The 13152-nt window shown below is 67.3% G+C and carries 11 protein-coding genes; 9 read left to right on the top strand and 2 right to left on the bottom strand.

Annotation, left to right across the window (positions count from 1 at the left end; all coding sequences use genetic code 11):
• Positions 1-10: 10 nt before the first annotated feature.
• The 9 genes from gmk (at position 11) to EGK76_RS11985 (ending at position 9757) form a co-directional block, all read left to right on the top strand.
• Positions 11-646, top strand: a complete 636-nt coding sequence (gene gmk / locus EGK76_RS12025) for a guanylate kinase (RefSeq protein ID WP_096300336.1) — start codon at positions 11-13, stop codon at positions 644-646.
• Positions 647-759: 113 nt separating this feature from the next.
• Positions 760-1062, top strand: a complete 303-nt coding sequence (rpoZ, locus tag EGK76_RS12020; protein WP_096297284.1) for a DNA-directed RNA polymerase subunit omega — start codon at positions 760-762, stop codon at positions 1060-1062.
• Positions 1063-1206: 144 nt separating this feature from the next.
• On the top strand, positions 1207-3378 hold the full coding sequence (locus tag EGK76_RS12015) for a bifunctional (p)ppGpp synthetase/guanosine-3',5'-bis(diphosphate) 3'-pyrophosphohydrolase (RefSeq protein ID WP_123832779.1): 2172 nt from the start codon (positions 1207-1209) through the stop codon (positions 3376-3378).
• A gap of 61 nt (positions 3379-3439) precedes the next feature.
• Positions 3440-3823, top strand: a complete 384-nt coding sequence (locus tag EGK76_RS12010; protein ID WP_123832778.1) for a RidA family protein — start codon at positions 3440-3442, stop codon at positions 3821-3823.
• 19 nt (positions 3824-3842) lie between these two features.
• Entirely contained in the window at positions 3843-5945 is a 2103-nt protein-coding gene (gene recG, locus EGK76_RS12005; RefSeq protein WP_096297287.1) for an ATP-dependent DNA helicase RecG, read from the top strand.
• A gap of 319 nt (positions 5946-6264) precedes the next feature.
• Complete coding sequence (locus EGK76_RS12000; protein WP_123832777.1) at positions 6265-7191, top strand: nucleoside hydrolase; 927 nt, start codon at positions 6265-6267, stop codon at positions 7189-7191.
• An 82-nt stretch (positions 7192-7273) separates the two neighbouring features.
• Positions 7274-7525, top strand: a complete 252-nt coding sequence (locus EGK76_RS11995; protein ID WP_096297289.1) for a type B 50S ribosomal protein L31 — start codon at positions 7274-7276, stop codon at positions 7523-7525.
• Positions 7526-7782: 257 nt separating this feature from the next.
• The gene (locus EGK76_RS11990; protein WP_096297290.1) at positions 7783-9084 is read left to right on the top strand and encodes a citrate synthase; all 1302 of its coding nucleotides are present in this window, start codon (positions 7783-7785) and stop codon (positions 9082-9084) included.
• A 289-nt stretch (positions 9085-9373) separates the two neighbouring features.
• Positions 9374-9757, top strand: coding sequence for a hypothetical protein (locus EGK76_RS11985; protein WP_123832776.1), 384 nt, complete (start codon positions 9374-9376; stop codon positions 9755-9757).
• 40 nt (positions 9758-9797) lie between these two features.
• Here EGK76_RS11985 and EGK76_RS11980 read toward each other — a convergent pair whose 3' ends face one another.
• Both EGK76_RS11980 and EGK76_RS11975 read right to left on the bottom strand, forming a co-directional pair.
• Positions 9798-10439, bottom strand: coding sequence for a hypothetical protein (locus EGK76_RS11980; protein ID WP_123832775.1), 642 nt, complete (start codon positions 10437-10439; stop codon positions 9798-9800).
• A gap of 143 nt (positions 10440-10582) precedes the next feature.
• Positions 10583-13132, bottom strand: coding sequence for a penicillin-binding protein 1A (locus tag EGK76_RS11975; protein WP_123832774.1), 2550 nt, complete (start codon positions 13130-13132; stop codon positions 10583-10585).
• Positions 13133-13152 lie beyond the last annotated feature (20 nt).

Genomic DNA, 13152 nt, shown 5'->3' with positions numbered 1-13152 from the left:
CACCCCGCCGATGCGCGGCACGCTGTTCATCGTCGCCGCGCCGTCCGGCGCGGGAAAGTCGAGCATCGTCAACGCATGCCTGTCGCGCGATGCCGACATCGCCCTGTCGGTCTCGTTCACCTCGCGCCTCGCCCGCCCCGGTGAGCGCCACGCCGAGCACTACCACTTCGTCGGCAAGGACGTGTTCCAGCAGATGATCGAGGCTGGCGAGTTCTTCGAGTACGCCAAGGTGCACGGCGACTGGAAAGGCACGGCGCGCCAGTCGGTGGAACCGCAGCTCGCTGCCGGCAAGGACGTGCTGCTGGAAATCGACTGGCAGGGTGCGCGCCAGGTCCGCGAGAAGGTCCCCGAGGCGGTGAGCATCTTCATCCTGCCGCCCTCGCGCGATGCCCTCGACCAGCGCATGCGCAAGCGCGGCCAGGACAGCGAGGCGGTGATGGCGCAGCGCTTGGCTGCGGCGCAGGAAGAGATGTCGCACTACGACGAGTTCGACTATGTCGTGGTCAACGAGGATTTCGACACTGCGGTGTCCGAGATGTGCGCGATCTTCCGTGCCAGCCGGCTGCGTCGTGAACGTCAGGCCGAGCGCCATGCCGCTCTGATCGCGCGGCTGTTGCAGGAACCGGCCGGCACCGACGCCGCCTGAGTCCGTAAGCGATTGATTCGTATAGTGGCTGCTTGCGCGCAAGCGCCCGTGGCAGTACGATGCTCGGCCCTATTTTCTGAATTCGCGCGGCCGTCAGGTCGCCGGGAGCCCGCATGGCCCGCATCACCGTTGAGGATTGCCTGGAAGTTGTCGACAACCGTTTCGAGCTGGTCATGATGGCCGCCCGTCGCGCGCGCCAGCTGGCCAATGGCGTCGAGCCGCAGCTCGACAACAGCGAGAACGACGACAAGCCGACCGTGCTGGCGCTGCGCGAGATCGCCGCGCGCCGCATCGATCAGTCCTTCATCGAAGCGGTCGACAAGTCCGAGCGCGAGCGCAAGGAGCGCGAGGCCCTGGAATGGGCAGCGGCCGAAGTCGTCGCGGACGAGGACATGGCCAAGGGCGACGACATCTGATCGTCCGCTGCGCACGCTTTCGGGCGCGCGCATTGTCGGCTCTACCCACGACCCCGCTCCGGCGGGGTCGTTGCGTTTTCGCAGGCGCATGCGCGATGACGCGTCGTGGTTCCAAATCGACGACCATGCCCGTAGGCTTCGGGGATGACGCCCCTCGCGCCCGCTCCCGTTCCAGAATCGACCCACGTGTCCGCCGACGACGCGATACCCGAGTACATGCAGGTACTCGAGCGGGCGACGCTTTACCTGCCTGAAGATCAGCGCCAGCAGCTGCGGCGCGCCTGGTCGGTGGGCGCGGCCGCCCATGCCGGCCAGATGCGCAAGTCCGGTGAGCCCTACATCACCCATCCGGTGGCGGTGGCGGTGGTGCTGGCCGAGCAGAAGGTCGACATCGAGACCCTGGTCGCGGCGATCCTGCACGACACGATCGAAGACACGCCGCTGACGCGCGAGGCGCTGGCGTCGGAGTTCGGGGAAACCGTCGCCGAACTGGTCGAAGGGGTCACCAAGCTCGACAAGCTCAACTTCGGCAGCCGCCAGGAGGCGGATGCGGAGAGTCTCCGCAAGATGATGCTGGCGATGGCGCGCGACCTGCGCGTGATCCTCATCAAGCTCGCCGACCGTCTGCACAACATGCGGACCCTTGGCGCGCAGCCGGGGCCGGCGCGTGAGCGTATCGCCCGCGAGACCCTCGACATCTACGCACCGATCGCCCAGCGCCTGGGCATGAACAAGATCAAGGCAGAGCTGCAGGATCTCGGCTTCCATGCGCTGTATCCGATCCGCCACGCGGTGCTGGAGAAACGCATCCGCAACCAGCCGCTGGTGCGGCGCGAGGCGCTGGCGAGCATCGAGGCGCAGCTCGCGCAGCGGCTCACCGCTGCCGGCCTGCAGTACCGGCTGGTCGGGCGGATCAAGTCGCCATGGAGCATCTACAACAAGATGCAGAGTGAAGGGAAAACCTTCACCCAGGTCATGGACGTGTTCGGCTACCGGATCATCGTCGGCACCGCCGCGGACTGCTATCACGCGCTCGGCGTCGCGCATTCGGTGTTCAAGCCGCTGGACGGCCGCTTCCGCGACTTCATCGCGATTCCCAAGGCCAACGGTTACCAGTCGCTGCACACCGTGCTCTTCGGTCCGTATGGGGCACCGATCGAAGTGCAGATCCGCACCGAGGAAATGGACCTCATCGCCGAGCGCGGCATCGCCGCGCACTGGGCCTACAAGCACGGCGGAGACGGCCCCAACAGCGCGCAGTCGCGCGCGCATTCGTGGATCGCGGGGCTGCTGGAGTCGCAGCGACAGACCGGTTCGTCGCTGGAGTTCCTGGAGAACGTCAAGGTCGACCTGTTCCCCGACGAGGTCTACCTGTTCACGCCCAAGGGCGACATCATGTCGCTGCCGCGCAACTCCACCGCGCTCGACTTCGCCTATGCGGTGCATACCGACATCGGCAACCGGGCGGTGGCTGCGCGCGTGGACGGAAAGCTGGTGCCGCTGCGCACGCAGCTGGTCAGCGGGCAGCGCATCGAGATCGTCACGGCGAAATCCTCGATGCCGCGGCCGCAGTGGCTCGAGTTCGTGGCCACCGGCAAGGCGCGAACCGCGATCCGCGCGCAGCTCAAGCACCTGCAGCATGAGGACGCCGTGCAGCTGGGGCATCGCATGATCGACCGTGCGCTGGAAGAGCTGGGCACCTCGCTCGACCGGCTGCCGCAGGAACGGTTGGACGCCTATCTCGTGGAAGCCCGCTATCCGCGTCTCGAAGAACTGATGGCCGATATCGCGCTGGGCAACCGGATGCCCGCGCAGGTGGCGCTGGCACTGGCGCAGCACGAGGGCGGTGTTCCCAACGAACGATTGGCGCGTGCGGGCGAGACCATCCGCATCCGCGGCGACGAACGTGGCGTGATCACGTTCGCCAACTGCTGCACCCCGATCCCCGGCGACAGCATCATGGGCTACCACACCACCGGCCGCGGCATCGTCGTGCACCGGATGGACTGCCCGAACGTGGCCGAGTTCCGCAAGTCGCCCGAGCGCTGGGTCAACATCGACTGGGACCGGGAGGTCGTCGGCGACTACAACGTGGCGTTGCGCATCGAGGTGGAGAACCACCCCGGCGTGCTGGCGCAGGTGGCCGCTGCCATCGCACGCGTGCAGTCCAACATCGACGGCGTGGAATATCTCGAACGGGACACCACGGTGGCCGCAATCCGCTTCTCGATCGAGGTCAAGAACCGCAAGCATCTGGCCGACGTGATCCGTCGCATCCGTCGACTGCCGGTCGTGCACGGCGTGCAACGCATGTGAGCTGCGCGTGCGCGGCGGGTCGGCCGGCTAGAATGCCCGCTTCCCGCCCACGGAGTTGCCCATGCCCCGTACGCCCGTTTCCACGCCGGACGCGCCCGCCGCGATCGGCCCGTATTCGCAGGCCGTGCGCGCCGGCGACACCGTGTATTTCTCCGGCCAGATCCCGCTGGATCCGGTCAGCGGTGAGATCGTCGCCGGCGACATCACCGTGCAGGCGCGCCGGGCGTTCGACAACCTGAAGGCCGTGGCGCAGGCCGCGGGCGGCAGTCTGGACGACATCGTCCGCGTCGGTCTGTACGTCACCGATCTGGGCGAGTTCGCCCAGGTCAATGCGGTGATGGCGGAGTACTTCGAGGCGCCGTTCCCCGCGCGTTCCACCATCGAGGTGCCTGCGCTGCCCAAGGGCGCGCGCTTCGAGGTCGACGCGGTGATGGTGCTCGGCTGAGATCCGTGCACGGCCCGGCATGACGAGGACGCCGCTCCCGGCATTGGCCGATGCCGGTCTGACGCCGCTGTCGGCCCTGTCCGGGGTCGGCCCGAAAGTCGCCGAAAAGCTGGCCGCGCGTGGCTTCGCCACGGTCGGAGATCTGTGGCTGCACCTGCCGCGGCAGTACGAGGACCGCACCCGGATCACGCCGATCGGGCACCTGCGCAGCGGTGTGCCGGCGCAGGTCGAGGGTGTCGTCGAAGCGGTGGAGAAGGGCTTCCGGCGGCGTCCGCTGCTGCGCGTCGCGATCGACGATGGATCGGGTGGGAGCCTGGTGCTGCGTTTCTTCCACTTCCGCGCCGCGCAGGTGGCGCAACTCGCGGTGGGCACGCGCCTGCGTTGTTTCGGCACGCCGCGACCCGGGCAGCATGGGCTGGAGATCGTCCATCCCAGTTATCGGCTGCTGGATCGCGAGGCGCCGACGGTGCTCGACGATCGCCTCGATCCGGTATACCCGCTGATCGAGGGGGTCGGCCCGCAGGTGCTGCGCCGCCTGGTGGGGCAGGCGCTGGACCGTCTGCCGCAGGGCCCTGCACTTGAACTGCTGCCTGGCGCCATCCTCGAATCGCTCGAGGTGCCTACGCTGCGCGAGGCGCTGCTCTATGTGCATCGGCCCCCGTGCGATGCCGACATCGGCCTGCTGGCATCGGGCTGTCACCCGGCGCAGCGTCGCCTCGTGCTCGAGGAAATGCTCGCCCATCACCTGAGCCTGCGCCGCCAGCGGATCGCGCTGCAGGCGCACCGTGCCCACCCGCTGCGGCCGGGCCCGCTTGCCAGCGCCCTGCAGGCGGCATTGCCGTTCGCGCTGACCGGCGCGCAGGCCCGCGTCTACCGCGACGTGCTCAAGGATCTCGCCGCGCGCAGACCGATGTTGCGGCTGGTGCAGGGTGATGTCGGCAGCGGCAAGACGGTGGTCGCGGCGTTGGCGGCGGCGGCGGCGATCGATGGCGGGCGGCAGGCCGCACTGATGGCGCCGACCGAACTGCTGGCCGAGCAGCATGCGCAGAACCTGCGGGCGTGGTTCGAGCCCCTCGGCATCAGTGTCGCCTGGCTCGCCGGCAAGGTCACCGGCCGCGCCCGTACCCGGGTGCTGGGCGAGATCGCCTCCGGTGCAGCGCAGCTGGTCGTCGGGACCCATGCACTGATGCAGGCGAATGTCGCCTTCCGCGACCTCGCCCTGGCGATCGTCGACGAGCAGCACCGCTTCGGCGTCCACCAGCGTCTGGCGCTGCGCGACAAGGGCGCCGATGGTACCCACGTGCCGCACCAGCTGGTGATGACCGCCACCCCGATCCCGCGCACGCTGGCGATGTCCGCCTATGCGGATCTGGATGTCTCGGCGATCGATGAGCTGCCGCCGGGGCGCACGCCGGTGCAGACCGTCGTGCTCAGCGCCGAGCGTCGGCCGGAACTGATCGAACGGATCCGCCATGCCTGCGCGCAGGGGCGGCAGGCCTACTGGGTCTGCACGCTGATCGACGATTCGGACGAGGTGGTCGCGCAGGCCGCGCAGACGACGTTCGAGCAGCTTGTCGCGGCGTTGCCCGGTCTGCGTATCGGGCTTGTGCATGGCCGGATGAAAGCCGCCGACAAGCAGGAGGCCATGCGCGCCTTCAAGGATGCCGGGATCGATCTGCTGGTCGCGACGACAGTGATCGAAGTGGGCGTCGACGTGCCCAATGCATCGCTGATGGTGATCGAGAATGCCGAGCGCCTTGGCCTGGCGCAGTTGCACCAGTTGCGGGGGCGGGTGGGGCGGGGTACGGCCGCGTCGAGCTGCGTGCTGCTGTACCAGTCGCCGCTGTCGCGGATGGCGCGCGAGCGCCTCGACACCATGCGCCGTACCGCCGACGGGTTCGAGATCGCCGAGAAGGATCTCGCGCTGCGCGGCCCCGGCGAGCTGCTGGGCACGCGCCAGACCGGACTGGCCGAGTTCCGCCTGGCCGATCTTGCGCGGGACGCGGATCTGCTGCCGGCAATCCACCGGATCGGCGACGTCCTGCTCGACTCGCGTCCCGATCTTGTGGAGCGCATCGTCCAGCGCTGGATCGGCAGCGCTGCGCGGTACGCAGCGGCCTGAACGCACGCATCTGTTCATGAAGCGGAAGTCCTGCGGCTGTTCGCACAAGGACTGACCGAGAGGGGAATCGCGGTGGGCCCCGTCGGAGCATCAAGACGCTTTCGGCAGAAGCGCTCGGCGATGTGCAGCTCGGCGCGACGACAACAGTCAATCCGACGGATATGTCCGGGGCCAACGTCTGGCGCTCTGGCGCCGGGGATGGGAGAGCCGCAAGCGCGTGACGCGGAATGACGGCGCAAGCGGTAGGCGGGGCAGACGCGCGGTGCCCGCATGCGGGCCGCTGGTTCATCGCGATCGCCGGCACGCGCCATAATGTGGAATGACCGACAAGATTCCCCTGCTGATCGATACCGATCCCGGCGTGGACGACGCCCTCGCCTTGCTTCTGGCATTCGACGATGACCGCCACGACGTGGTCGGCCTGACGATCGCCGCCGGCAATGTGGGCCTGCGTCACACGGTCGGCAACGCGCTCAAGCTCTGCGAGGTGGCCGGGCGTGGCGATGTACCCGTGTTCGCGGGGAGTGCATCGCCTCTGCTGCATGCGGCGCCGGATGCGGCGTATGTGCATGGCGAAGACGGCTTCGGTGACGTGGGGTATGCGCCAGCGCTGCGCGCAGCGGAGCCCGAGCATGCAGCGCTGGCGATCCTGCGCCTGTCCCACGAGCACGCCGGGCGCCTGGTGCTGGCGGCGCTCGGCCCGCTGACCAACATCGCGCTGGCGCTCAAGCTCGATCCAACGCTTCCTTCGCGCGTGTCGCGTTTCGTCGCCATGTCCGGCGCAGTCACCGGCCAAGGCAATATCACCCCGTCCGCGGAGTTCAATGCCTACTTCGATCCGGAGGCGGCAGCGATCGTGTTCGATGCGTTTCCTCGGTTCGACCTCTGCGACTGGGAGGCGACGGTCGCCCACGGCCTGCCGCATGACGCGGTGGTGGAGTGGATGAGCGGCGGTGGTCCGATCGGAGGGTTCTACGAGGAGATCTCGCGCAAGACCCGCGAGTGGTCCGCGGACCGCCGCGGCGACGACTGGCATTCGGCCGACGCGTTGACGATGGCCTGGCTCCTCGAGCCTGAAGGCGCACTGGAGATGCAGGAACGCCCGCTCGAAGTCGTGCTAGAACACGGACCGCGCCGCGGCATGACGATGGTCGACTGGCAGCGCCGGGAGGGCAGCGCACGGATCCTGATGGGCTACGACATCGCTCGCTTCCATGCGCGCGTCCGTCGGGTCCTCTCGCGGTGACCGCGTCCGATACCCGACTTGCAGCAGATGCCGGGGTGCCGGTACAATGCCGCTCTTTCCTTGCGCAAACTGGTCCCCGCCAATGAAGGCCGACATCCACCCCGATTACCGCGAAGTCGTCTTCCAGGACGTCACGTCCGATGGCTTCAAGTTCCTGACCCGCTCGACCCTCGCCGCCACGGCGAAGGAAAAGATCCAGTGGGAAGACGGCAATGAATACCCGCTGATCAAGATCGAAGTCTCTTCGGCCACGCATCCGTTCTACACCGGCCAGAACAAGATCATGGACATCAGCGGTCGCGTCGACAAGTTCCGCAAGCGTTACGCCAAGTAATTGCGTGCGGAGCGATGCGCTCGCCAAGGCGAGGGCATTGTCCAGCGACACCAGCGGCCGCCTCCGGGCGGCCGTCTGTTTTGCAGGTCATCAGCCCCACCGTGTGTGCACGCGGTGGGCTTTGCCGTGTTCGTCGTCCGCCCACGCGTGCGGTCGGCGCCTGCGGAAACGCTATGCGATAATTGACGCGTTGCGGCACACGCCGCGCCCGCCAGGCCGGACGGCATTGCCGCCCGTAGAAATGAGGAGCCTTCAGAGTGTCTGAATCCAATTCCAAGCTTGACCAGGTCAAGCTCGATGCCGCCGGCAAGACGGTGACCCTGCCCGTCCTCCACGGCACGCTCGGCAATCCGTGCATCGACATCTCGAAGCTGCCCAAGGAAACCGGCTGCTTCACCTACGATTCCGGCTTCACCGCTACCGCCAGCTGCAAGTCGGCGATCACCTACATCGACGGCGACGAGGGTGTGCTGCTGTATCGCGGTTACCCGATCGACCAGCTGGCCGAGAAGTCGAGCTTCCTCGAAGTCGCCTACCTGCTGCAGGCCGGGGAACTGCCGAACGCCGACGAGTTCGCCAAGTTCGAGCACGAGGTCACGCATCACACGATGATGCACGAGTCGCTCAAGAGCTTCCTGCAGGGTTTCCGCCACGACGCGCACCCGATGGCGATGCTTGCCGCCTCGGTCGCTTCGATGTCGGCGTTCTACCACGACACTTTGGATCTGCAGGATCCCGAACAGCGCCGCCTCGCCGCGATCCGCCTGATCGCCAAGGTTCCGACGCTGGCCGCTGCCGCGTACCGGTATTCGATCGGCCAGCCGATCCGCTACCCGCGCAACAGCCTCGGCTACGTCGATCGCTTCCTGCACATGATGTTCGAGATGCCGAGCGAGCCGCTGGAGCTCAATCCGGTCGTTGCCAAGGCGATGGACCTGCTCTTCATCCTGCACGCCGACCACGAGCAGAACGCGTCGACCTCGACCGTGCGTCTCGTCGGCTCCACCGGCGCGAATCCGTATGCATCGGTCGCCGCCGGCATCGCTGCGCTGTGGGGCCCGGCACATGGCGGTGCCAACGAGGCGGTACTCAAGCAGCTCGCCGAGATCGGCACCGCCGACAACGTCGAGAAGGCGGTGTTGCGCGCCAAGGACAAGAATGACCCGTTCCGCCTGATGGGCTTCGGTCACCGCGTCTACAAGAACTTCGATCCGCGCGCGAAGATCATCCGCGAGATGACCCACAAGGTGCTCGGCGAACTGGGCATCAACGACCCGTTGCTGGACGTGGCGATGAAGCTCGAAGAGGCGGCGCTGAAGGACGATTACTTCGTCGAGCGCAAGCTGTATCCGAACGTCGACTTCTACAGCGGCATCATCTACAAGGCGCTGAACATCCCGACCGAGATGTTCACCGTGATGTTCGCGATCGGCCGCACCGCTGGCTGGGTGGCGCATTGGCTCGAGCAGCAGGTCGATCCGGAAGCCAAGATCGGTCGTCCGCGCCAGATCTATACCGGTTATGACGTGCGTGACTACAAGGATGCCGGCGCGCGCTGATCCACGCACCGTCATCGATGGAGTACGAAGAAGGCGGCCCATGGGTCGCCTTTTTCATGTTCGTGCTATCGCGCCCGGAGGCGGCGGCTGACGGCTCGCACCGTTGTTTTCCGATTCTCTGCGCCGCGCCTCTTCGTGAGACTGGTCGAGTGATCCGGTGGTTGTTCCGGATCGACCGGGCAGGGTTTCAATCCGACGCGAGGGGGCGACGATGAAGATGCAACAGATCTGGGCGGTAGTGATTGGCTGCGGCATTGCGCTGGCCGCTTTCGCCACTGGAGCACAGGAAATGTCTTTCCGCAGTGGAACGGTCACGGGAATCAGCACCATGCAGGTTCCGGTGACTGCCGGCCAGCAGCGCAGCGAGCCGTCGCGCGGCGGCGGTGCGATCGGTCGTGCGCTGGGACGCATGGCGGGCCGCGCAGCCTCCCGGGTCACCGGCGAGTACTCCTACGAAGCCTACGAGGTCGCCAGTGGCGTGACTCGCGACGTTGTGGAAGGTGCAGCCACGCCCGCAGCGGGCGGCGCAATGGCCACCGTTTTCATGGTGATGCTGCGCTTCGACGACGGGAGCGAATCCGCGATCCGCGCTGCCGATGCCAGCGGCCTGAGGGTCGGGGCGCGTGCGCGCGTCTTCGGCAGTGGCGACAGCGCGCGGATCGTCGCCGAATAATCGCGCCGTCCGGGAGTGGCTCCGTTGGCCGGTAGCGCGCCTATCGCGCTTCCGGTGCCCCGTACTCCTGGGTCAGCAGCTTGCGGAGCTGGGGGTGCGACATACGCCGCATGGGGCGGTCGTCGCCCGACATCAGAGGGGCTTGCCGAAGACTGGCTTCGGGCAGGACGGTCAGATCGAACGTCAGGTCTTCAGCCGCGAACAGCCAGACATCGACGTCCACCGTCCGTTGGCGATCCAGCCGTACCCGCCGCATCCGATCTTCCGCCGGAATGCCGTGCTCCTCGATGAAGCGGACGAGCGCCCCGGGGTCGTCGGTGTGCACATGCAGCGTCACCGCCGAATGCGCGTCGGCCGTGCCCTCGAGCACTGGACCGACCAGGCGTGGGGAAAACGCTGCAAGGAATGCCATCGCGCGTTCGGCCGCTTCACGCCGTACGCGCAGGGCGTCGATCTGCCGCGTCCCGCTGAACAGCCGCTGGTATTCACGCAGCGCGACTTCGATCTCGCCGTTGCGCGGCAGCGCCACCTCGTCATGGATACCCAGGCGATCCGCTGCCTTGAGCTTTGCCTGATGGATATCGTGGATTCCGCCTTCCGCCATCAGCCGGGCCGCCTCCTGCGCGAGGCGATTGCGGCGTTCACGGTTGCGGCTATCCGAGTGCTGGCGCGCGCGGTGCATGCTCGCCTCTCCGTTGATCCCCGGCCGTCGACTCTACGCTTCCCCGGTACCCGGTCAAGACGCCGCCGCGCGCCCGCCGTAGTGCGGTGTGCGGTGTGAAAACACGCAGATCGTCAACGATGACAGCGGCATGTCGGGGACGATCAGAAGATGTCGAACGCTTCCTCTGCGGGCGTCTCGTCAATCCGCAGGTCGATCTCCGATTCCATGCGATCGAGATCCTCGACCTTCACGTATTCGATGATGCCGCCCTCGGATGTGGTCGGCAGCAAGCGGCCACCGGCCGTCACCGAGACGCGGACCATGCCCTCGGGCGGCTCGTTGGATGCTTCGGGTACGCCCTCGAGTGCGACACGCATGAAGTCGATCCAGATCGGCAGCGCTGCGCGTCCGCCGTACTCGCGGAAGCCGAGCGAGCGGTTGTCGTCGCGGCCGACCCAGACCGACGTGACGAGGTTGCCGCCGAACCCCGAGAACCAGGCATCGCGATGGTCGTTGGTCGAGCCGGTCTTGCCGCCGACGTCGTCGCGCTCGAGTACCCGCGCGGCGGTGCCGGTGCCGCGTTTTACGACGTCGCGCATCATCGAGACCAGCTGGTAGGCAACCCGCTCGTCGATCGCGCGCGGTGCAATGACCGGCGCGGCGCCGTCTTCGCGCGGCTCGGGCGCGGCCGCCGCTGCCGCCGGGGCGGCGGTTACCTGCCGTGGCTCGGCTGCCGGCCCCAGATTGAACCCATCCACGACATGGCGCGGCGCCGCAGGCTGACCCGGTGTGCCCCCGGCCCCGCAACCGCGGCAGGCCCGGGCCGGATTCTCCTTGAAGACCAGCGTGCCTTCGCGATCGCGGACCTCGTCGATGAACCATGGCGTGACGCGGAACCCGCCATTGGAGAACACCGAATAGGCGCGGGTCACGTCGAGTGGGGTCAGCGAGGGTGTGCCCAGGGCGATCGACAGGTTCGGCGGCAGCTGCGATTCCTCGAAGCCGAAATGGCTGATGTACCTGCGCGCGTAGTCGACGCCGATGGCATCGAGCAGGCGCACAGCCACAAGGTTGCGCGACTGTACGAGTGCCTCGCGCAGCCGCATCGGACCGGCGAACTTGCCGTCGGAGTTCTGCGGGCGCCAGTCCTGGCCTCGACGCATCCGGAACAGCACCGGAGCGTCGAGCACGATCGACGCGGGGTTGAAACCCTTCTCGAACGACGCGGCGAAGATGAAAGGCTTGAAGCTGGAGCCGGGCTGGCGGCGCGATTGCGTCGCGCGATTGAAGTTGCTGCCCGCGAAGCTGAAGCCGCCGGTCAGCGCACGCAGGGCGCCGTCGTCTGGCTCCATCGAGACCAGCGTCGCCTGCGCGCGCGGCAACTGTTCCAGCTGCCAGGTGATCTTGGGCGGCGCCGACGTATCGGCTGACGCGTTCGCCGCCGGCTTGGCCTGCGTCTCGATGCGGCGTACGCGGGTCAGGTCGCCACGCGCAAGCAGCGCAGCAGGATTCTTGCCCGTCCAGCGGCTGGCTGCCGCATCAAGGGTGATGGACTGCCCGTCCGCGAGCACCACATCGGCGCTCGCGTTGCCACTGCGCACGACGATCGCCGGCAGCATGCCGCCCTGCGGTGGAATACCGCGCAGCCGCCGCGCCGTGGTCGCGGCATCCTCGCCCTCGGCCAAGTCGAAGGTTTCAGTGGGCTTGACCCAGCCGTGGCGCCGGTCGTAGGTCGACAGCCCGTTGCGCACCGCGAGCTCGGCAGCGGCCTGCATCGTCGGATCGATCGTCGTAGTGACGTGGTAGCCACGGGTCAGGACGTCGCCGCCATAGCGCGCGATCATCTCCAGCCGCACCATCTCCGCCACATAGGGCGCATAGACCTCGATCGGACGCTCGTGCGGGCTTGCGTGCATCTCGACCGCACGCGCCGCTGCTGCCTCCTGGGGACTGATGAAGCCCAGCTCCTGCATCCGTGCGAGCACGTAGACATCGCGGCGCTCCTTCGCGCGTTCCGGATTGCTGAGCGGGTTGCCGCTGGAGGGGAACTTCGGAATCGCCGCCAGCGAGGCCATCTCGTCGAGGGAGAGCTCGTCCAGTGACTTGCCGTAATAGAACTCCGCCGCCGCCGCCACCCCGTAGGCGCGATTGCCGAAGAAGCTCTTGTTGAGGTAGAGCTCGAAGATCTCGTCCTTGCTGAGGTTCTGCTCCATCTTCCGGGCCAGCAGCATCTCGGCGAACTTGCGGGTGAAGCTGTAGTCCGAGCTCAGGAAAAACTGCCGCGCAACCTGCTGGGTGATGGTCGAACCGCCGGGTACGCGGCGGTCGTTCGTCGTCGCCAAGAGCCACAGCGCGCGTCCGACACCGCGATAGTCGATACCGCCATGCTCGTAGAAGCGCGCGTCCTCCGTCGCCAGGAAGGCCTGCTTCAACCGCTCGGGCACTTCCTCGATCTTGACCGGGTAACGACGCGTCTCGCCGAACAGGGCGATGAGACGTCCGTCCCTGGCATAGACATAGAGCGGCTCCTGCATCTCGATGTCGCGCAGGGCTTCCACGTCCGGCAGCTTGGACGCGACGGCCGCGTAGAGAATGCCGCCGGTGATTGCGGCGAGCAGACCGATGGCGGCGATCGCGATCAGGGTCCAGCGCATCAGGCGGCGGAGCCGGGAAGGGCGGGGGGTCTGCGGCTTGGAAGGGGCTGGGCTCATGGCGGCGCAGTATAGGGGAG

Origin of the sequence: Luteimonas sp. 100069, assembly GCF_003813845.1 — a bacterium.
GTDB classification, from domain to species: domain Bacteria; phylum Pseudomonadota; class Gammaproteobacteria; order Xanthomonadales; family Xanthomonadaceae; genus Luteimonas; species Luteimonas chenhongjianii.
This window is presented reverse-complemented; position numbering and strand designations above follow the sequence as displayed.

Coding starts and splice junctions, on each gene's coding strand:
- gmk (WP_096300336.1), top strand. CDS start 11: ATGCGCGGCACGCTGTTCATCGTCGCCGCGCCGTCCGGCGCGGGAAAG.
- rpoZ (WP_096297284.1), top strand. CDS start 760: ATGGCCCGCATCACCGTTGAGGATTGCCTGGAAGTTGTCGACAACCGT.
- EGK76_RS12015 (WP_123832779.1), top strand. CDS start 1,207: ATGACGCCCCTCGCGCCCGCTCCCGTTCCAGAATCGACCCACGTGTCC.
- EGK76_RS12010 (WP_123832778.1), top strand. CDS start 3,440: ATGCCCCGTACGCCCGTTTCCACGCCGGACGCGCCCGCCGCGATCGGC.
- recG (WP_096297287.1), top strand. CDS start 3,843: ATGACGAGGACGCCGCTCCCGGCATTGGCCGATGCCGGTCTGACGCCG.
- EGK76_RS12000 (WP_123832777.1), top strand. CDS start 6,265: ATGACCGACAAGATTCCCCTGCTGATCGATACCGATCCCGGCGTGGAC.
- EGK76_RS11995 (WP_096297289.1), top strand. CDS start 7,274: ATGAAGGCCGACATCCACCCCGATTACCGCGAAGTCGTCTTCCAGGAC.
- EGK76_RS11985 (WP_123832776.1), top strand. CDS start 9,374: ATGTCTTTCCGCAGTGGAACGGTCACGGGAATCAGCACCATGCAGGTT.
- EGK76_RS11980 (WP_123832775.1), bottom strand. CDS start 10,439: ATGCACCGCGCGCGCCAGCACTCGGATAGCCGCAACCGTGAACGCCGC.
- EGK76_RS11975 (WP_123832774.1), bottom strand. CDS start 13,132: ATGAGCCCAGCCCCTTCCAAGCCGCAGACCCCCCGCCCTTCCCGGCTC.